The organism is Massilia sp. METH4 (genome assembly GCF_037094685.1).
GTDB lineage: Bacteria > Pseudomonadota > Gammaproteobacteria > Burkholderiales > Burkholderiaceae_D > Rugamonas.
This window is the reverse complement of the sequence record NZ_CP146614.1, coordinates 3630535-3651295: the sequence shown is the minus strand read 5'-3', so window position 1 is coordinate 3651295 and position 20761 is coordinate 3630535. Positions and strand designations below refer to the sequence as shown.

Below are 20761 nucleotides of genomic sequence, written 5' to 3'. Positions count from 1 at the left end.
GCGAAAGCGTTGCAAAAAACCCGGTGCCTGTCACCGGGTTTCTTTTTGAACACAACAGCGCGCAGAAGACCGGTGACAGGCTCCATGTTCCTGGCAACATTTCCTGGAAACCGGTGACAGGCTCCGATCTTCTGGAAACATTTCCTCAGGACCGGAGCCTGTCACCGGTGTTGAACATTTCTTCAGGATCGGAGCCTGTCACCGGTGTTGAGGAAACATTCTTCCGGGAAGGTCGCGCTTACGCTTGCAGCTTGCGCTGCACGGCGTTCAGGGCGCGCTGGGCGGCTTCGTAGCGAGCCGTTTCCTGCTCCAGCAGGGCTTGCTTTGCGGCGGCCAACGCGGCGGTCGTGTCGGCGGCCTTGCGCTGCATTTCCGCGTGGGCACGGGCCGCTTCCAGCAGCGACTGTTGATGGGCCGCCTTGTCGCGCGCCGTGGCGGCTGCTGCCGCTTCCAGCATTTCCCGCTCGCGCAGCATGGCCGCCGCGGCCAGTTCGGCGTCGGCCCGTTCGCGGGCGGTCGTGGCGATGGCGAACTCGGAAGCCATGCGGCTTTCGATCGCGCGCGCCGTTTCCTCCTCGGCCGCGGCGGCGGCGCGCTGCTGCGCCGTATGCTGCTCGAGCAACGCTTGCGCGGCTTGTTCGCGGGCGATGAATTCGCGCTCGGCATCCAGCTGGGCCTGGACGGCCGCGGCCTTGGCCTGCTCGGCGCGGGTACGCTCGCGGTGCACTTCGGACAGTTCGGCGCCGAGGCGGGCTTGCGCCGCGGCGGCCTGGGCCTCCTCCTCCTTCTGCTGGGCTTCCAGTTCACACTGCTCGGCCATGGCCGCCAGCGCAGCCGCCTCGGCGCGCGCCGCTTCGGCACGGCGCTCTTCGGCGGCCGCGTTGCGCGCATGGGCTTGCGCCTGGTCACGTTCGGCAGCGGCGCGTGCCTCGGCCGCCGCGGCGGCGCGCTCCTCTTCCAGCAGGCGGGCCTTGAGGGCGGCAATGGCGTCCTGCTCGGCGGCCGCGCGGGCGCGCTCGGCTGCCAGCACACGCTCGGCTTGTTCCGCTTTCTGCCGTGCCAGTTCGTTGGCGGCTTCCAGCGCCGCCGCGTGCTCGGCCAGCGTGGCCACCTCGGCGGCTTCGGCATCGTTCTTCGCGCGCGCCGCTTCCGCGGCAGCCAGCGTCAGCCGGCTGCGTTCCTCGGCCAGGCGGGCGGCGCGGGCCTGTTCCTCGGCCTCGACGCGGGCCGCGTCGGCAGCGGCCTCTTCGGCCTGCTGGCGCAGCCTGGCCTGCTCGGTGGCGTGGCGCTCGGCTTCAAGCTTGCCGCGGGCCTCGAATTCGGCCTGCTGTTCCGCTTCCACACGGCCCATCGCCACGGCATGCAGCTCGCGGTCGGCGTTGATGCGCGCCTCGGTGGCGGCGAGGATGCGGGCATCGGCATCCCGGCGCGCCTGGGCAGCCGTGGCGGCCATCGCTTCCAGGCGTTCGCGGTGCTGGGCGGCGTCGCGGATTTCCTTTTCCGTCTGCAGGCGCAGGTGCAGCGACATGGCGGCGCTGCGGTCCGACTCCGCCTTGGCCAGCGCAATCGCCTCGCGTTCCTGTTCCAGGTGGGCCAGCGCGCGGGCTTCCTCGGCCGCATGCACCTCGGCGGCGGCACGGGCAAAGGCCGACTCCAGCGCCACCTGGTCGGCACGTTCGCGCTGGCGGGTCGCTTCCAGCGCCTCGGCCTCGGCCTGCGCCAGCTGCTGCGCCGTCTGGCGCGCGCCGAACGCCTGGCGCTCGCGTTCGCGGGCCAGCGTGGCCATGCGCGCATCGGCACTGGCAATGCCGATCACTTCTTCCTTGGCGGCTTGCACGGCGGCGACGCGCTCGGCGGCCTGCAGGCGTGCCTCCTCGGTCTGCTTCTTCAATTCCTCGGCGGCGCGGGCAGCCTGTTCGGCCAGGTGCGCCTCCGCCTCCATCTGCTCGGCGGCGCGGCGGCGATTTTCCTCTTCGGCCCGGGCGCGCTGTTCGGCGGCCTGGCGGATCCGGTTATCGGCTTCCACGCGGGCGCGCAGCTCGGCCGTTTCCTGCTTGACCGCTTCCAGCTTGGCGACGCTGGCCTGGGCGGCGGCGCGCAGGCTTTCGAGCCGTTCGCGGTTCGCGGCGATGACATCTTCGGCGGCCTGGGCGTTCTGCAGCGCGACGGCCGCCGCCGCCGCATCCATCGCGGCGCGGTCTTCGGCCAGCGCGCGGGCGCGTGCCTCGGCGTGGGCGCGGCTCTCGGCAGCGCAGGCCGCCTTCGCTTCCGCTTCCACCCGCGCGATGGCTTGCTGGATGGCCCGCATTTCCGCCTCGGCGCGGTCCGGCTTCGCCTCCTCGGCAACCGGCTCGGCCCGCAATTCGGACAGATCGTGGTCTTCCTCGTCGGCCGAGTAGGCGATGTGCAGGGATTGGGCCAGTTGTGCTTGCATGACAGTCTCGCTCGAGGGTTTGCGGGATTTCCGAGCTGTCATTATCCCGGCCGCGTGCGCGCGGCCAGCCCCCGATCAGAGGCGGTTTTTACGGCCAATTCAGGGTTTGGTCACACCGGCCACAGCGGCGGCTCGTCCATCAGCGCCACCTGCTCGCGCAATTCCAGGATGCGATCCTGCCAGTAGCGCTGCGTGTTGAACCAGGGGAAGGCCGCGGGGAATGCCGGGTCGTCCCAGCGGCGCGCAAGCCAGGCGGCGTAATGCATCAGCCGCAGGGTGCGCAACGCTTCCACCAGATGGAGCTGGCGGGGGTCGAATTCCACGAAATCCTCGTACCCGGCCAGGATGTCGGACAACTGCCGCACCATCTCCTGCCGCTCGCCGGACAGCATCATCCACAAGTCCTGCACGGCCGGGCCCATGCGGGCATCGTCGAAGTCGACGAAGTGCGGCCCCGCATCGGTCCACAGCACATTGCCGCCATGACAATCGCCATGCAGGCGCAGCAGCAGCACATCGCCGGCCCGCTCGTAGCAGCGGTGGATACCGTCCAGCGCCTGGGCGGCCACGCTGCGGTAGGGGTCGACCAGCTCGGGCGGCAGGAAGCCGTTGGCCAGCAGATAGTCGCGCGACTCGATGCCGAACGTTTCGATGTCGAGCGCCGGCCGTTCCGTGAACGGCCGTGCCGCGCCCACGGCATGGATGCGGCCGATGAAGCGCCCCGTCCATTCCAGTACATTCGGGTCGGACAACTCGGGCGCCCTCCCTCCGTGCCGTTCGAACACGGCGAAGCGGAACGCGCCGAACGCATGCAGCGTGCGCCCATCGATCGCCACCGGCGGCACGACCGGGATTTCCCGTTCATGCAGTTCCGCCAGGAACGCGTGCTCCTCGAGGATCGCCGCATCGCTCCAGCGCTGCGGCCGGTAGAACTTCACGACCACGGGCTTGCCGTCCTCGATGCCCGCCTGGTACACGCGGTTTTCATAGCTGTTCAACGCCAGCAGGCGCCCGTCGCCGAACAGGCCGACGGCTGCCAGCGCGTCGAGCACGGTCTCCGGGCCCAGCGCGGAGAATGGGTGGGTGGTTGGATGGTCCATCTCGCCATTGTAAGACGACGCGCGTATACTGTCGGATTCCTTTTGAAGAAAGCACATCCCATGCAACTCGATCAGCCCCTCACCGAAAAAGAACTCGACGACCTGGACCAGTTCCTGCTGGGCGAGCGCACGCCCGAGGATGCGATGACGCTCGATCACTTGCATGGCTACATGACGGCCATCGCCATCGGCCCCGAGACCATCATGCCGGCCGAATGGATCCCGCGCATCTGGGGCGACGACGGCAAGCAGGTGCCGAAATACAGGAACGAGAAGGAAGCGGACCGCATCTTCAACCTGATCATGCGCTTCTATAACGAAGTGGTCATCACCTTCGAGGTGGCACCGAAGGAATTCGAGCCGCTGTTCGTTGAATACGAGCACGAGGGCAAGTCGCTGATGAATGCCGAAGCCTGGTGCTGGGGTTTCTGGGAAGGCATGGAATTGCGCCCGGGTTCGTGGGACGAGATCTGGGATTCCGAGATCGGCGAGCTGATGCGTCCGATCTACCTGCTGGGCGCCGACGAGATCGAGGAAGAGGAACTGCCGGAAGTGGAAGACCCCGTCAAGGCGCACAAGCTGGCGCTGGACATCGAGGCGAACCTGCCGGCCATCCACAAGTTCTGGATTCCGCGCCGCAAGGCGCCGGTGGGCACCCTGAAGCGCGAAGAGCCCAAGGTCGGCCGCAACGACGATTGCCCTTGTGGCAGCGGCAAGAAGTACAAGAAGTGCTGCGGAGCCGAGCAACAGTAACTTTCCCGCAAGGCCGGGGGGCCGTTGCCGCCCCGGCCTCGCATATCACGGCTGACGCATCACGGCTGGCGCATCACGGCTGGCGCATCACAGCTGTGCATCACAGCTTGCGCATCACAGCTTGATGAAATGCTCGCGGTAGTACTTCAATTCCTCGATCGACTCGAGAATGTCGGCCAGCGCCGTATGCTTCTGCGCCTTCTTGAAGCCCGATACCACTTCCGGCTTCCAGCGGCGGCACAGTTCCTTCAGCGTCGACACGTCCACATTGCGGTAGTGGAAGAACGCCTCCAGCTTCGGCATGTAGCGCACCATGAAGCGGCGGTCCTGGCCGATCGTGTTGCCGCACATCGGCGATTTGCCGGCCGGCACCCACTGCTTCATGAACGCGATCAGTTCCGCCTCGGCCTGCTCTTCCGAGATCGTCGATGCCTTCACGCGGTCGATCAAGCCCGAGCGGCCATGCGTACCCTTGTTCCAGGAATCCATCGCGTCCAGCGTCGCGTCGGACTGATGGATCGCGAGCACCGGGCCTTCGGCCAGCACATTCAGGTGCATGTCGGTAACAACGATCGCCACTTCGATGATGCGGTCGGTATCGGGTTCCAGGCCCGTCATTTCCATGTCGACCCAGACCAGGTTCATTTCATTGGGGCGCTGCTGCTGGGGGGCGACCGGCGTGGTGACGGAAGTATCGTTCGCTTGTGACATAATTCTCTCTTGGCCAAACTAAACCGCCATTTTCTCACAGGCACCGAATGTATTCACACGCGTTTTCATTATTGTTTGTCGCATTTTTGACGCTCACGCTGGCCGTCCGCTTCTGGCTTGCCTCGCGCCAGTTGCGCCACGTGCTGGCCAACCGCGGCGCCGTGCCCGCCGAATTTGCCGCCACCATTCCGCTGGCCGCGCACCAGAAGGCGGCCGACTACACGATCGCGCGCACCAAGTTCGGCATCGTCACCATGTTCATCAACGCCGCGGTGCTCGTGGGCTTCACCTTGCTGGGCGGCCTGCAATGGCTGTCGACGCAGGTGTTCACGCTGACGGGCGGGGGCATGGCATACCAGATCGGCCTGCTGGCGGCGTTCGCGGCGATTTCCGGCCTGATCGACGTGCCGATCGACTGGTACCGCCAGTTCCGCCTGGAAGAGCGCTTCGGCTTCAACAAGATGACGCCCGGCCTGTTCTTCACCGACATGGCGAAGGGTGTGCTGCTGGCCGTGGTGCTCGGCCTGCCGCTGGCGTGGATCGTGCTCACGCTGATGGCCGGGGCCGGGGAACTGTGGTGGTTCTACACCTGGCTGGTGTGGAGCGGCTTCCAGCTGCTGATGATGGTGCTGTTCCCGACCGTGATCGCGCCGCTGTTCAACAAGTTCACGCCGCTGGCCGATGAAACGCTCAAGGCGCGCATCGAAGGCTTGATGCAGCGCGTGGGCTTCGCCTCCAAGGGCCTGTTCGTGATGGATGGTTCCAAGCGCAGCGCGCACGGCAATGCGTATTTTTCCGGCTTCGGCGCCGCCAAGCGCATCGTGTTCTTCGATACGCTGCTTGCCCGCCTGGCCCCGCAGGAAATCGAAGCCGTGCTGGCACACGAGCTGGGGCACTTCAAGCTCAAGCACATCGTCAAGCGCATCGGGCTCATGTTCGCGCTGTCGCTGGCCTTCCTTGCCCTGCTGGGCTGGCTGAAGAACCAGGTGTGGTTCTACACGGGCCTGGGCGTGTCGCCGCTGATCGCCCCCGGCCAGGGCAACGACGCGCTGGCGCTGATCCTCTTCATGCTGGCGCTGCCCGTGTTCACCTTCCTGTTCGGGCCGCTGGCTTCGCTCAGTTCGCGCAAGCACGAGTTCGAAGCCGACGCATTCGCCGCGCAGCACACCGATGCGCGCGACCTCGTCACGGCGCTGGTCAAGATGTACGAGGATAATGCCTCGACCCTGACGCCCGATCCGCTGCACTCGGCCTTCTACGACTCGCACCCGCCGGCATCGATTCGCATCCGCCACCTGGGCCGGCATTTGAACCAGCAAGCTGGCACGGCACACGCATGATCACGAGCGCACACGAATTGCGCACGCTGCAATGCGCGCACGCCAACGAGCAGCTGGCCGCAACCGAAGCCGCGCGCCTGCTCGCGCTGCTGGACGGCTGGGCGATCGACGCCGGCCGCCTGACCCGGGCCTTCGGCTTCAAGGACTACTATCAGACGATGGCGTTCGTCAACGCCATTGCCTACATCGCGCACTGCGAAGACCACCACCCCGAGCTGGTGGTGGGCTACAGGAATTGCGTGGTGCGCTTCGAGACCCATTCCGTGAAAGGATTATCGCTGAACGATTTCATCTGCGCCGCCAAGGCGGATGCGCTGGTACGGGTGGCGGGCCGCCCATGAAGAAGGAACAGCGCACCGGCATCATCATCGCGGCCCACGGCCGCCACTACCTGGCCGAAGCGGAAGGCACCCGCCTCCAATGCGTCACGCGCGGCAAGAAGACCAATGTGGCCGTCGGCGACTTCGTCGACCTCACGCTCACGTCGCCCGACCAGGCGGTGATCGACAAGATACAGGAGCGCAAGACGCTGCTGTACCGCTCCGACCAGTACAAGTCGAAGCTGCTGGCGGCCAACGTGACGCAGCTGTTCATCGTGGTCGCCACCGAGCCCAGTTTCACGGACGACCTGGTGTCGCGCGCCCTGGTCGCCTCCGAGGCGGCGGGCATCGCCGCGCGGCTGATCCTCAACAAGGTGGACGTGACCGAGGGCCTGGACAAGGCACGCGAGCGCCTGAAGGTGTACACGGCGATGGGCTATCCCGTGCACGAGGTGTCCGCCAAGGGCCGGCCGCAGGAAACCGTCGACGAACTGGCGCCGCTGCTGGCCAACCAGTCCACGATCCTGATCGGGCAGTCCGGCATGGGCAAGTCCTCGCTGATCAACCTGCTGGTGCCGGATGCCGACATCGCCACGCGCGAAATCTCGGCGGCGCTCGATACCGGCAAGCACACCACCACGTTTACACGCCTGTACCACCTGGACGGTCACGCGACGGTGATCGACTCACCCGGCTTCCAGGAATTCGGCCTGTACCACCTGAGCGAAGGCATGCTGGAACGCGCGTTCCGCGACTTCCAGCCCTACCTGGGCGGCTGCAAGTTCTACAACTGCCGGCACCTGTCGGAGCCGCAATGCGCCGTGCTGGATGCCGTGCGCTCAGGCCGGATCGCGAAGATGCGGCACGAGCTGTACGGGCAATTGCTGCACGAGTCGTCGCAAACGCTGTACTGACCGGCATCGATGACCATGGACCTGTTCACCGGCGACGACGCGATTGCGCAATGGGAGCAGGCCCTGCCCGGGCTGGCCGGCGCGGCGCGCGTGCCGGTGCTGGCGGAACTGGCCTGGCACCTGCGCCAGCGCGATACCGGCCGCGCCATGGCGCTGGCCGACGAAGCCGAATCCCTGCTGCCCGACCTCGACGCCGCCACGCGGCCCGCCATCGCCGCCCGCTTGCTGCTGCTGCGCGCGGAAGTGCGCTGGCTGATGGGCGAACTCGATCGGGCGCAGGCGATGGCCGAAAGCGCCCGCGATGCGTTTCGCGCCGCCGGCGACAATGCCGGTTGCGCCGACGCCCACTGGCTGTGCGCATGGATCGCCGTCGATCGCGGCGCGCACGTGTGCCGCGATCTCGAGCTGGAACGCTGCGCCGCCGCAGCGCAAGCGGCGGCACATGTTCCCGGCAATGCCGACCGGGTCGCGATCGCCGAGGCGGCCAGCGCCCGCTGGGCCGTGCTGCGCGACCTCGAGATGGCGCGCGAGCGCTGGGGCGAGCACTTCGACGGTGACCGCGAGCGCACGCCGGCGCTGGATTGCTGGGTCAACGACTTTCTCGGCATGGCTGCCAGCCAGTCCAGCGATTTCGGCGGCGCCGCGCGCCACTACCTGCGCACCTATGAAGCGGCGCTGGCCACGGGCCAGGTGCGCACGGCCATCATCGCCGCCACCAATATCGGCGAGAAATTCTCGAACCTGAACGACCATCACGCGGCCCTGGAGTGGATGCAGCGCGCCCTCGACATGGCGCGGTCCAGGCAGTGGCCGCGCAGCACGGCGGCCGCGCTGATGCATACCGGCGACACGTTGCGCCGCCTGGGCCGGCTGGACGCGGCGGGCGAACTGCTGCGCGAGGCACTGGACCTGCTGCAACCGTATGCGAACAGCCGGCTGTATGCGATCGCGCTGCAATACACGGGCGACCTGTGCCTGGCACAGCGCGACCATGCCGGCGCCCTGGCCGCCTTCGAGCAATTGTCGGCGCGGGCCGATGCGCTGGACCAGGCCGATTTCCGCATGGTGGCGCGGCGCGGCGGCGCCCATGCGCTGTGCTTCCTCGGCCGCCCCGCCGAGGCGCTCGTCCTCGCCCAGCAGGCCGTCGAGCTGGCCGCCGGCCATCACAATGTGTACAACCACGTAGCCGGGCTTCGCGTGCTGGCGCTGATCCACCATCACCACGCCCTGCCCGGCCCCGCCGACATGGCCGAGAAAAGTCCCGCGTTGCACTACCTGCGGCGCGCACTGCAGGTGGCCGCCACGATCGAGGGCTATATCGTGCCCGGCGACTTGTACGACGCCCTGGCGGAGGAATATGCGCGCGTGGGCGACTACTGCGAGGCTTACGCCACGTCGCGCGCGGCCAGCGCGGCGCGGGTGAAGACGCACAGCCAGGAGGTGACGCGCCGAGCGATCGCCATGCAGCTGCACCGCCAGACCGAGAAGGCGCGCGCCGAGGAGCGGCACCACCGCGCCCTGGCGATGTCCGAGGCGGGCCGCGCCGAACTGCAGCAGCAGACCAGCGCCATCCTGCAGCGACTATCCGCCATCGGGCAGGAAATCACGATGCACCTGGACGCCACGAGCATCCACGACGTACTGAATCGCTACGTGCACACGCTGCTGCCGGCCTATGCGTTCACCATCGTGCTGCCGGCCGATGGCGCCGCGCTGGCGTTGGCGTTCGGCATTGAGGCGGGGGCGCCGCTGGCACCGTTCACGATCGCACGGGACGACGCCACGTCGTGGAACCTGCGCTGCGTGCGCGAACGGCGCGAGATCGCGGTGGACGACCTGGCGCGGCACCCTCGTGCCATCGACGGCTGCGAGCACTGCGCAAGCGCCCTCTTCGTGCCGCTGCTGCTGGGCGAGCGCGTGCTTGGCGCGATGAGCGTGCAGGCGCGCCAGCATGCCGCCTACGGCGAACGCGAACGGCTGATCTTCCGCACGCTGTGCGCCTATGGCGCCATCGCCCTCGACAATGCGCAAGCCTATGCCCAGTTGAAGGAAGCGCAGTCGCAACTGGCGGCGCAGGAAAAGCTGGCGGCCCTGGGCGCCCTGATGGCGGGCGTGGCGCACGAGCTGAACACGCCGATCGGCAACAGCCTCCTGATCGCCAGCACGCTGGAACAGAAGACGGTGGAACTGGAAAGCGCGTTAAACGGGCCGGGCCTGCGCCGCTCCGAGCTGGCCGCCTACATCGCCGACGCGCGCAAGGCTTCCGAGCTGGTGATGCGCGGCCTGCGCAGCGCGGCCGACCTGGTGGCCAGCTTCAAGCAGGTGGCGGTGGACCGCACCACCGAGCAGCGCCGCCGCTTCCAGCTGCACCAGGTCACGCACGAGATCGTGGCCACGATGATGAACCGCATTCGCGCATCGAATCATGGCATCGGGTTCGACGTGCCCGAGGGGATCGAGCTGGACAGCTATCCCGGCCCGTTCGGGCAGGTAATCACGAACTTCATCAACAACGCCTTGCTGCACGCCTTCGAAGGCCGCAGCGGCGGGCGCATGCTGCTGACGGCAAGCGCGGGGCCGGAGGGCAAGGTCACCGTTGTGTTCGCCGACGACGGTGCCGGCATCGCACCCGAGCACCTGTCGCGCATCTTCGACCCCTTCTTCACCACCAAGCTGGGCCGCGGCGGCAGCGGCCTGGGACTGTCGATCAGCTACAACATCGTCACCAGCCTGCTGGGCGGCCAGATCAGCGTGGCCAGCAGCGGCGCCGGCACCACGTTCACGCTGGAGCTGCCGCTGGTAGCGCCGCGGCACGACCCGGACGAGGGGGCGCCGATGTACTAGCCCCCTGAAAAACCCCTTATAATGAATTTGTTAAGCTGTCCACGCCGATGCGCAGGATACCGGCAATCGAGTCGAATAACAGTGTGCAGCAGCATCGCGCCGCCCAATCCGTTGTGAATATGTCTACGCAAAAACCGATCAAGCATTATCTCCAGTTTTCCGATTTCACCCTCGAAGAATACGAATACGTGATCGAACGCGCGCACATCATCAAGCGCAAGTTCAAGAACTACGAGATCTACCACCCGCTGATCGACCGCACGCTGGTCATGGTGTTCGAAAAGAATTCCACCCGCACCCGCCTGTCGTTCGAGGCCGGCATGCATCAACTGGGCGGCGCCGCGATCTACCTGAACACCCGCGACTCGCAGCTGGGCCGCGGCGAACCGGTCGAGGATGCCGGCCAGGTGATGTCCCGCATGTGCGACATCATCATGGTGCGCACGTTCGGGCAGGACATCATCGAGCGCTTCGCCGCCAATTCGCGGGTGCCGGTCATCAACGGCCTCACGAACGAGCACCATCCCTGCCAGGTCTTCGCCGACATCTTCACGTACTACGAGCACCGCGGCCCCATTACGGGCAAGACGGTGGCGTGGATCGGCGATGCCAACAACATGCTGTATTCCTGGCTGCAGGCGGCCGAGGTGTTCGGCTTCCACATGAACGTGTCCACGCCGAAGGGCTACGACATGGACATGTCGCTGGTCTCCACCAACCGCTTCACGCTGTTCGACAACCCGTCGGATGCCTGCGAGGGCGCGCACCTGGTGAACACCGACGTGTGGACCAGCATGGGCTACGAGGAGGAAAACGCGGCCCGTCTGAAAGCCTTCGACGGCTGGATCGTCGACAGCGCGAAGATGGCGCGTGCCGCGCCCGATGCGCTGTTCATGCACTGCCTGCCCGCCCACCGCGGCGAGGAAGTCTCGGCCGAAGTCATCGATGGCCCGCAATCGGTGGTGTGGGACGAGGCGGAAAACCGCCTGCACATCCAGAAGGCGCTGATCGAATACCTGCTGCTGGGCCGCCTCGACGGCAAATGAACTGCGAAAGCCTGCCATGATCGACCATGTTGGAATCATCGTCACCGATTTTTCGAACAGCCGCGCGTTCTACGAGAAGGCGCTGGCACCGATCGGCCATGCCATGCTGATGGAGCTGGGCCCGGAGATCACGGGCACGGTTCGCGTGGCGGGCTTCGGCATCGCGCCGAAGCCGGACTTCTGGATCTCGGAAGCGAAATCGGATGACAAGGCAATCAGCCCCGTCCACGTGGCCCTGCGCGTGGACAGCCGCGCGCTGGTCGACGCGTTTCACGCGGCGGCGCTGGCGGCGGGCGGGCGCGACAACGGAGCCCCCGGCATCCGTGCCCACTATCACCCCAACTACTATGGCGCCTTCGTGCTGGACCCGGACGGGCACAACATCGAAACGGTATGCCACGACCCTGTTTGAAGCGACTGGAAATTTGAAATGAGCGACATTAAAAAAGTAGTCCTCGCCTACTCCGGCGGCCTGGACACCTCCGTGATCCTGAAGTGGCTGCAGGATAACTACAAGTGCGAGATCGTCACCTTCACGGCCGACCTGGGCCAGGGCGAGGAACTCGAGCCGGCGCGCGCCAAGGCGCTGAAGTTCGGCATCAAGCCGGAAAACATCTACATCGACGACGTGCGCGAGGAATTCGTGCGCGACTTCGTGTTCCCGATGTTCCGCGCCAACACCGTGTACGAAGGCGAATACCTGCTGGGCACCTCCATCGCCCGCCCGCTGATCGCCAAGCGCCTGATCGAGATCGCCAACGAAACCGGTGCCGACGCCATCTCGCACGGCGCCACCGGCAAGGGCAACGACCAGGTGCGCTTCGAGCTGGGCGCCTATGCGCTCAAGCCCGGCGTGAAGGTGATCGCACCGTGGCGCGAGTGGGACCTGCTGTCGCGCGAGAAGCTGCTGAAGTACGCGGAAGACGCCGGCATCGCCATCGACATGAAGCACAAGAACGGCGGCGCGCCGTACTCGATGGATGCCAACCTGCTGCACATCTCGTTCGAAGGCCGCCACCTGGAAAACCCGAGCGCCGAAGCCGAGGAATCGATGTGGCGCTGGACCGTGTCGCCGGAGCAGGCGCCCGACCAGCCCGAGTACCTGGACATCGAATACGAAAAGGGCGACATCGTGGCCCTGAACGGCAAGCGCATGAGCGCCGCCGAGGTGCTGACGGAACTGAACCGCCTGGGCGGCAAGCACGGCATCGGCCGCCTCGACCTGGTCGAGAACCGCTACGTGGGCATGAAGTCGCGCGGCTGCTATGAAACGCCGGGTGGCACGATCATGCTGAAGGCGCACCGCGCCATCGAATCGATCACGCTGGACCGCGAAGTGGCGCACCTGAAGGACGACCTGATGCCGCGCTACGCCTCGCTGATCTACAACGGCTACTGGTGGGCACCGGAGCGCGTGGCGCTGCAGACGCTGATCGACCACACGCAGCAGACCGTGAACGGCTGGGTGCGCGTCAAGCTGTACAAGGGCAACGTGATCGTCGTGTCGCGCGATTCGAAGACCGATTCGCTGTTCGACCAGACCATCGCCACCTTCGACGAGGACGGCGGCGCCTACAACCAGGCCGACGCCGGCGGCTTCATCAAGCTGAACGCGCTGCGCATGCGCATTGCCGCGAATGCACGGCTGAAACGCGGCCAGTAAGTATCACCTACGGGAAACAAGGGCTGCCGCACGGCAGCCCTTTTTACTTCCGCCCAGCGCGGAAAGTGATACATTGCCCACGACACGAACTCTTCGGATGCGACCGAGATGATCCAGAACATGAGCATCAAGAACAAGCTGTACGCCGGCTTCGGCACTATCCTCGCCATCATCCTGGTGTTGCTGGTGATTGCCTATAACAATTTCGCGAAACTGCGCGCAGCCAACGAGTGGGACCGGCATACCATGCAAGTGGTGAACGCGATCGACCGGGTCAGCCTTGCCGTCGTCGAAGTACAGGTCGAAGCGCGCGGCTACTACCTGACCGGCACGCCGGCGCGCCTCGCGAAGACCCGCGAAGCGGTTGCACAATTGCCCGCAACCATCACCACGCTGCAGAAACTCGTCGTGGACAATCCGGCCCAGGCAGCACGCGCGGCCAGGCTGGAAAACATGACGCTCAGCTGGGTACGCGACGTGCTCGAGCCGCAAACGGCACTGCGCGAGCAGCTGGGCAATACGCCGGGCGCCGCCGATACGATCGGCAAGATGCCCCAGTTCCAGGAAGCCAGCCCCGTCATTTCCGGAGTACACGCCCTGCTGGCGGAAGCACGCAAGGAAGAGAACGCGCTGCTGGCCGAACGGTCGGATGCCGCCACGGAGTTACGCCGCGATATGAATCTGGTGCTCCTGGGCGGGGGCGCGGTGTCGGTCCTGCTGGGCATGCTGGTTGTGTGGGCCCTGACGCGCGCCATCATGGGACCGCTGACCAGCCTGACCAGCGTGGTCAGCCGCGTGGCCTCCGGCGACCAGGGCGCGCGGGTGCAGCTCATCACGCGCGACGAACTGGGCCAGGTGGGCCAGGAATTCAACCGCATGGCGCAATCGATCCAGGACAGCCGCGAACGCGAGCGGGCCGCCACCGACGAGTTGCGCGCCAAGGTCGATTCGTTGCTGGTTGTCGTGTCGCGCGCCGCGTCGGGCGATTTGACCGGCAAGGTCGAGGTCACCGGCAATGACGCGATCGGCCAGCTGGGCCACGGCCTGGCGCGCATGTTCGACAATCTGCGCCTGTTGCTCAACAATGTGCAGAAGGCGGGCATCCAGGTGACCACGTCGGCCACGGAGATCGCCGCATCGGCCAAGCAGCAGGAAGCCACGGGCGTCGAGCAGGCGCAGACCAGCGTCGAGGTGCTGTCGACCACGAAGGAAATCTCGTCGAACACGTCGCAACTGTTGAAGACGATGGAAGACGCCACGGCGGTGGCGGACTACACCACCTCGGCCACCGCCGAGGCGCAGGAAAACCTGCGCCGCATGGATGCGACGATGCAGAACATGGTCTCGGCCACCGATTCGATCAATGCCAAGCTGGCCGCGTTGTCCGAGAAGGCGTCGAACATCAACAGCGTGCTGACCACGATCACCAAGGTGGCGGACCAGACCAATATCCTGTCGCTCAATGCCGCGATCGAGGCCGAGAAGGCCGGCGAGGCGGGCCGCGGCTTTGCCGTCGTCGCCACCGAGATCCGCCGCCTGGCGGACCAGACCTCGGTGTCGACCTGGGATATCGAACAGATGCTCAAGGAAATGCAGTCCGCCGTGTCGGCCAGCGTGATGGGCATGGACAAGTTCTCCGAGGAGATACGCCGCAACGTGGGCGAGGTGCGTGCCGTGACCGAACACCTCTCCAGCATGATGGACCAGGTGCGCAAGCTCGCGCCTCAGTTCGACGCGGTCCTGCAGGGCATGCAAGCGCAAGCCGTGGGCGCGCAGCAGATCTCGGAAACGATGATGCAGCTGAACGACGCGACCCAGCAGACGGTGGAATCGCTGAAGGCCACCAGCGAGGCCGTGCACCAGCTGCAATACGCAGCCAGCGACCTGCAGACCTCCGTGGCCACGTTCGCGGTCAACGTCTGAACTGCCGGCCATGAAGGTCCTGGTCTTTCACATCGGCGCTGACCGCTACGGCCTTCCGCTCGCATGCATCCGGCGCGTGCTGCCGCTAATGACGCTGAAGGCCGTGCCAGGCGCGCCGGACCAGGTGGCCGGGCTGATGAACCTGCACGGCAGCAGCATTCCGGTGATCGATGTCAGCCGCCTCGCCGGCCGGGATGGCGCCGCGCGGCGGGCCGACACGCGCATCGTGCTGGTCGATTACACCGCGTCAGCCGGCGTCGTGCATCCGCTTGGCCTGGTGATGGAGCGCGTACAGGGCGTTCAGGACGTGGCCGATGCCGCGCTGGCACCGGCCGGAGTGCTGGCCGCCCCCTTCCTCGGCCGGGTGGCCAGCGACATGCACGGCATCGTGCAACTGGTCGAGCCGGACCGCATGCTGCCGGACACGCTGCGCGCCCTGCTGTTCCAGGACCCGCCGCCATGAACACGCTGCAGCGGCTGCGCGCGGCCACGGGGCTGAATCTCGGCCCTGAAACCGTCGAGCGGGCGGTGCGCAGCCGGATGGGCGCCAACGGCATCGCCGACCGCGCGGAGTACGAGAAAACCGTCGACGACACGGAGCTTGCCGCGCTGGTCGAGCTGGTGGTGGTGCCGGAATCGTGGCTGTTCCGCGACCCGCAGGCGTTCGCCGTGGCCGCGGCGTACACGCAGCGGCGGCTGGCGGCCGGTGAGCGGCAGCTGCTGCGCATGCTGTCGATCCCCTGTGCCGGCGGCGAAGAGCCGTACACGCTGGCGATGGCGCTGGTCGATGCCGGCGTGTCGCCGGCGGCATTCGCGATCGATGCCGTCGACCTGTCCACTGCCTGCATTGCGCGTGCCCAGGAGGGGCTGTACGGCCGCAACGCGTTTCGCGGCAAGGATCTCGGCTTTCGCGACCGCCACTTCACGCATGAAGGGGATAACCTGTACCGTATCGATCCCGCCTTGCGCCGCCGCGTGCGCTTCCGCCAGGGCAACCTGCTGACGAGCGACCTGGCGCCGCCGCGCAGCTACGACGTGATCTTTTGCCGCAACCTGCTGATTTATTTCGATGCGCCCACCACGGCCGCCGCGATCGCGCGGCTTGCCGCCCTGCTGGCCGACGACGGCGTGCTGCTGGCGGGCTACGCCGAAGTACCGTCCTTCGTGCAGAACGGCTTCACGACGCTGCCCTACCGCCAGGCCTTCGCGCTGCGCAAGGATGGAGCACCGCCCGACGGCCCATACGCGCGCCTGCCGCTGCCGATGAACGAGTCGGTCGCCGAACGCCGCCGCGTTCCACCGCAGGAAGGCGCGCTGCGCGAGCGCCGCGCCGTGCCGCGCACGGTCGCGCAGGCGTCCGCGCCCGCGCCTGCCCCCTCGGTAGCGCCTGCGCCACGCCCTGCGCGCACGGCGCCACCGCCGCCGGCAACCGCCGGCGCTGTCCGGGCGGCGCCGCTCGAGGAAGCGGCCCGCCTGGCCGACCTTGGCCAGCGGCCGGAGGCCGAGGCGATCTGCCGCGCCCTGGTGGCGCGGGAGCCGGACAATGCCGGCGCCTGGTTCCTGCTGGGACTGCTCACCGAGGACGCGGCACCCCAGGAAGCGCAGGCGCACCTGCGGCGCTGCATCTACCTGGAACCCGACCATTACGAGGCGCTCTGCCACCTGGCATTGCTGGCCGGCCGGCAGGGCGACACGGCGGTACAGGACAATCTGCGCGAGCGCGCCGCCCGCGTATGGCGCCGGCGCCAGGCCAACGTGGGCGGCGATAGAGCGAGGGCCCAATCATGAGTAAGGAAAGATGAGCAAAGTCACATTACCGGAAGATCGCGCGCATCGTGCCAGCAGGGCGGGCCGTGCGGTCGACGACGCCTATTTGCACGAGTGGGCCGAGCATTTCCGCGCCCCCCTTGCCACGGCGGAGCTGGCCGACGCGTCGGCGGTGGCATTCCGTGTCGGCGCCGAGTGGCTGGCGCTGCCCACGGCGATGTTGCTGCGCGTCGCTCCCCATGCAACGCCGCACAGGGTGCCGCACCGGACCGCGCGCGGCATGCGCGGCGTCGTCAACGTGGGCGGGCAACTGTATCCATGCGTCGCGCTGGCCGACCTGCTGGACATCGACGCCGGCGGCGGCAGCGCGCGCGCCAGCCGCCACACCTTCGCGCGGCTCCTGCTGGTGCAGTGGGAAAGCCGCGCGTATGCGCTGCCGGTGGCCGACCTGCACGGCATCGTGCGCTATGCCGGCACGCGTGTACAGGCCCCCGCCGCGACGATCAACAAGGGTGTGCAGCGCTACCTGTCGGGCGTGCTGGCGGAAGGCGACCTGCGCATCGGCTTGCTGGACGCCGCGATGCTGGGCCCGCAACTGGCGAGGGCATTGCGATGAGCGACGACCTGTCCCAGTTCTCGATGCTGGAGCTGTTCCGCATGGAGGCGGAGAGCCAGACGCAGATGCTGACGGATGGCTTGCTGGCGCTGGAGCGCGATGCCGACCCGGCCGCGCTCGAAGCGATGATGCGCGCGGCCCACTCCATCAAGGGCGCCGCGGCAATCGTGGGCCTGGACGTGATCGTGCAACTGGCGCACGGCATGGAAGACGCGTTCATCGCCGCCCAGCACGGCCTGTTGAAGTTGACTCCGAACCGCGTGGACGTGCTGCTGGCCGGTGTCGACCTGATCGTGCAGTGCGCCAACCTGCAGGAAAGCGGCTTGCAGGACTGGCTGGCGACGCGCGGCGACACGATCCGTGGCACGATGGACGCGATCCGTGGCATCGCCTTCCTGCCGGAGCCGGTGGCCCAGGCGCCCGCGACGGCACCCGCGCCCATGCCGACGCCTATGCCAGCCCCCGGGCCCGAGGTCGCCGCCCCGGTCATGCCTGAGCCGTCCCAGCTGGCGGCGCCGGAGCCGGCGCCCTCCCAGGACACGACGGTGCCCCGCGGCGGCAGGCCCGGCGTGCAGTCGGACCGGCTGCTGTCGCTGGCCGGCGAAACCCGCATCGCCGCGCACCAGATGCAGCCGCTGATCCAGGCCATGCAGCGCTACAAGCGCCAGCAAGCGGCGCTGTTCGCCGCGCTCGACGACCTTCAGGAGGCGATCGGCCGCAACGGCGACCCGGTGCTGCGCGAAAAGGCCGCCCAGGTGCTGCACCGCGGGCAGCCGCTGAAGCAGTTCATCCTGGGCCACGTGGCCGACATGGAGCAGTACGAACGCCGGTTGCTGAACGTGGCCCAGGGCTTGGTCGATGAAGTGCTGGCACTGCGCATGCGCCCGTTCCGCGACGGCGTGCACCACTTCCCGCGCATGGTGCGCGACCTGGCGCGCAGCCTGGGCAAGGACGTGCGGCTGGATATCCGCGGCGAGGAGACGCTGGTGGACCGCGATATCCTGGCCCGCATCGAAAGCCCCCTGAACCACATGCTGCGCAATGCCGTCGATCACGGCATCGAGGCCCCGGACGCGCGCGCAAGGGCCGGCAAGGCGCCGCACGGCACCATCGTGCTCGAGGCGCGGCACCGGGCCGGCATGCTCAATATCGAGATCCATGACGATGGCGCAGGCGTGGACCCGGAGCGCATCCGCGCCGCCGTGGTGGCGCGCCGCATGGCCACGCAGGCGATGGCCGACACGATGTCGCATGCGGAGCTGATGCAGTTCCTGTTCCTGCCGGCGTTCAGCCTGAAGGCGGAGGTGACGGAAATCTCCGGCCGCGGCGTGGGCCTGGACATCGTGCACGACAGCATCCGACAACAGAACGGCACCGTGCGGCTGGAATCGCAGCCGGGCCGCGGCTTCCATACCCACATCACCCTGCCCCTGACGCAATCGATCGTGCGCTCGCTGGTGGTGGATGTCGGCGGCGAGGCCTACGCGTTGCCGATCGTGAAGGTGGAGCGCGTGCTGCAGGTGCCGCGCGAGGCCGTCCACACGCTGGAAAGCAAGCAGTTCTTCGAATACGAGGGCGACAACGTCGGACTGGTCTCGGCCGCGCAGGTGCTGCAACTGGGCGAGACGACGCACCAGGAACTGCTGCCGGTAATCATGGTCGGTACGGGCACGCACCGCTATGGTCTCGTGGTCGACGCGATACGGGGGGAGCACAGCCTGGCCGTGCACAGCCTCGATCCCGTTTTCGGCAAGCTGCGCGACGTGGCCGCCGCCGCCCTGTTGAACGATGGCGAGCCGGTGCTGATCCTCGACGTGTCCGACCTGCTCATGTCGATCGATAAATTGCTGGCCGAAGGAGGATTGCAGCAATTGGCGCGCGCCGATGGCGCGGCACGGCGTAGAATGAAGCGTATCCTCGTCGTCGACGATTCGCTGACGGTGCGCGAGATGGAGCGCAAGCTGTTGACGGGACGCGGCTTCGAGGTCGACATCGCCGTCGACGGCATGGATGGCTGGAACGCCGCCCGTTCCGGTGATTACGACCTGGTCATCACCGACGTCGACATGCCCCGCATGGACGGCATCGAACTCGTCAACCTGATCAAGAGGGATCCGCACTTGCATACTTTGCCCGTGATGATCGTGTCCTACAAGGACCGGCCGGAAGACCGTGCGCGCGGCCTGGCCGCCGGTGCCGACTACTACCTGACCAAGGGCAGTTTCCATGACGAGACACTGCTGGACGCGGTCGCGGACCTGGTCGGGGACGCATATCGATGAAGATCGGGATTGCCAACGATGTCGCGATGGCGGCCGAGGCCTTGCGCCGCGTGATCGCCGGTACCAAGCTGCACCAGGTGCTGTGGATCGCCCGCACCGGCCTGGAGGCCGTGCGCATGTGCGCCGACAACCGCCCCGACCTGGTGCTGATGGACTTGAACATGCCGGAACTCGATGGCGTGGAAGCGACCCGGCGCATCATGGCCGAATCGCCATGCGCGATCCTGGTGGTGACGGGCCGCCCGCAGGACAGCGTGAACCAGGTGTTCCGCGCGCTGGGCGCCGGCGCGCTGGACGTGACGGCCACGCCGATCCTCATCCCGGGCCACGACGAGGGCGCCGCCCAGTTGCTGGCCAAGCTGCGCACGATGGAAAAGCTGATCCGGCACAGCGGTGGCATCCAGGGCCTGCAGCCACGCACCGCCGCCACGGCGGTCGAGCGCGTTGTACCGGGGGTGCGTACATTGGTGGCAATTGGCGCCTCGACCGGCGGCCCGGTCGCGGTAGCCCGCATCCTGGCCGGCTGGCAGGCGCCGCCCGACTGTACGATCGTGGTGGTGCAGCATATCGACGAGAACTTTGCCGACCACTTCGCGAAATGGCTGGGCGACCAGTTGACCATGCCCGTGCGGCCGATCGAACATGGTGATGCGCTGATGGGCGGTACCGTCATGATAGCGAAGAGCAATGACCATCTGGTACTGGATGAAAATCACCAACTGGGTTACGATGCGGTGCCGAAGGATTATGCCTACCGCCCGTCGGTCGACGTATTCTTCCGTTGCGTGGCACGGCACTGGCGTGACGACGCGGTCGGCATCCTGCTGACCGGCATGGGCCGCGACGGCGGCGAAGGCTTGCTGGCCATGCGGCGTGCCGGCAAGACCACGGTGGCGCAAGACCAGGCAACCAGCGCCGTGTACGGCATGCCGCGCGCGGCTGCCGAACTCGACGCGGCGCAGATGATCCTGCCACTTGAGAAGATCGGCCCGTTTTTACGCAGTACAACTGGAGGCAAACCCTGAGGGACGCAACCCTTTCGCCGCCA

Annotated in this window: 17 protein-coding genes; 14 read left to right on the top strand and 3 right to left on the bottom strand. The window is 67.1% G+C overall.

Translation table 11 applies throughout. The features are described 5' to 3' along the window. Positions 1-238: 238 nt before the first annotated feature. Positions 239-2434 (bottom strand): hypothetical protein, encoded by a 2196-nt coding sequence (locus V6Z91_RS15985; RefSeq protein WP_338758568.1) that lies wholly within the window; start codon positions 2432-2434, stop codon positions 239-241. Positions 2435-2544: 110 nt separating this feature from the next. Further along, complete coding sequence (locus tag V6Z91_RS15980) at positions 2545-3534, bottom strand: serine/threonine protein kinase (RefSeq protein WP_338758567.1); 990 nt, start codon at positions 3532-3534, stop codon at positions 2545-2547. Between the two features lie 60 nt (positions 3535-3594). On the opposite strand from V6Z91_RS15980, the gene V6Z91_RS15975 reads away from it, so the two are divergent. Further along, on the top strand, positions 3595-4287 hold the full coding sequence (locus tag V6Z91_RS15975) for a UPF0149 family protein (RefSeq protein ID WP_338758566.1): 693 nt from the start codon (positions 3595-3597) through the stop codon (positions 4285-4287). A 114-nt stretch (positions 4288-4401) separates the two neighbouring features. On the opposite strand, the gene orn is transcribed toward V6Z91_RS15975, so the two are convergent. Beyond that, entirely contained in the window at positions 4402-4998 is a 597-nt protein-coding gene (gene orn / locus V6Z91_RS15970) for an oligoribonuclease (RefSeq protein WP_338758565.1), read from the bottom strand. A 47-nt stretch (positions 4999-5045) separates the two neighbouring features. Here orn and V6Z91_RS15965 point away from each other — a divergent pair, with 47 nt between their 5' ends. From V6Z91_RS15965 to cheB, 13 genes are all read left to right on the top strand, one after another. Next, a complete protein-coding gene (locus tag V6Z91_RS15965) occupies positions 5046-6338 on the top strand; it encodes a M48 family metallopeptidase (protein WP_338758564.1) in 1293 nt (430 codons plus the stop codon). Next, positions 6335-6679: a 4a-hydroxytetrahydrobiopterin dehydratase gene (locus V6Z91_RS15960; RefSeq protein WP_338758562.1), complete on the top strand. Its 345-nt coding sequence runs from the start codon at positions 6335-6337 to the stop codon at positions 6677-6679. The genes V6Z91_RS15965 and V6Z91_RS15960 overlap by 4 nt, the downstream gene beginning before the upstream one ends. Then, positions 6676-7572: a ribosome small subunit-dependent GTPase A gene (rsgA, locus tag V6Z91_RS15955; protein ID WP_338758560.1), complete on the top strand. Its 897-nt coding sequence runs from the start codon at positions 6676-6678 to the stop codon at positions 7570-7572. The genes V6Z91_RS15960 and rsgA overlap by 4 nt, the downstream gene beginning before the upstream one ends. Before the next feature lie 15 nt (positions 7573-7587). Further along, positions 7588-10416: an ATP-binding protein gene (locus V6Z91_RS15950; RefSeq protein ID WP_338758558.1), complete on the top strand. Its 2829-nt coding sequence runs from the start codon at positions 7588-7590 to the stop codon at positions 10414-10416. Between the two features lie 119 nt (positions 10417-10535). Further along, positions 10536-11462 (top strand): ornithine carbamoyltransferase, encoded by a 927-nt coding sequence (argF, locus tag V6Z91_RS15945; RefSeq protein ID WP_338758556.1) that lies wholly within the window; start codon positions 10536-10538, stop codon positions 11460-11462. A gap of 16 nt (positions 11463-11478) precedes the next feature. Next, positions 11479-11874, top strand: coding sequence for a VOC family protein (locus V6Z91_RS15940; RefSeq protein WP_338758555.1), 396 nt, complete (start codon positions 11479-11481; stop codon positions 11872-11874). A gap of 18 nt (positions 11875-11892) precedes the next feature. Next, positions 11893-13125 (top strand): argininosuccinate synthase, encoded by a 1233-nt coding sequence (locus V6Z91_RS15935; protein WP_338758554.1) that lies wholly within the window; start codon positions 11893-11895, stop codon positions 13123-13125. Between the two features lie 120 nt (positions 13126-13245). Further along, positions 13246-15048, top strand: coding sequence for a methyl-accepting chemotaxis protein (locus V6Z91_RS15930; protein WP_338758553.1), 1803 nt, complete (start codon positions 13246-13248; stop codon positions 15046-15048). A 10-nt stretch (positions 15049-15058) separates the two neighbouring features. After that, positions 15059-15511, top strand: a complete 453-nt coding sequence (locus tag V6Z91_RS15925) for a chemotaxis protein CheW (RefSeq protein WP_338758552.1) — start codon at positions 15059-15061, stop codon at positions 15509-15511. After that, a complete protein-coding gene (locus tag V6Z91_RS15920) occupies positions 15508-16836 on the top strand; it encodes a protein-glutamate O-methyltransferase CheR (RefSeq protein WP_338758551.1) in 1329 nt (442 codons plus the stop codon). The genes V6Z91_RS15925 and V6Z91_RS15920 overlap by 4 nt, the downstream gene beginning before the upstream one ends. 10 nt (positions 16837-16846) lie before the next feature. Then, entirely contained in the window at positions 16847-17431 is a 585-nt protein-coding gene (locus V6Z91_RS15915) for a chemotaxis protein CheW (RefSeq protein ID WP_338758550.1), read from the top strand. Next, positions 17428-19713, top strand: coding sequence for a hybrid sensor histidine kinase/response regulator (locus tag V6Z91_RS15910; protein ID WP_338758548.1), 2286 nt, complete (start codon positions 17428-17430; stop codon positions 19711-19713). The genes V6Z91_RS15915 and V6Z91_RS15910 overlap by 4 nt, the downstream gene beginning before the upstream one ends. Continuing rightward, positions 19710-20738 carry a chemotaxis-specific protein-glutamate methyltransferase CheB gene (gene cheB / locus V6Z91_RS15905; RefSeq protein WP_338758546.1) on the top strand — a complete coding sequence of 343 codons (1029 nt, stop codon included), beginning with the start codon at positions 19710-19712 and terminating at the stop codon, positions 20736-20738. The genes V6Z91_RS15910 and cheB overlap by 4 nt, the downstream gene beginning before the upstream one ends. Positions 20739-20761: the final 23 nt, after the last annotated feature.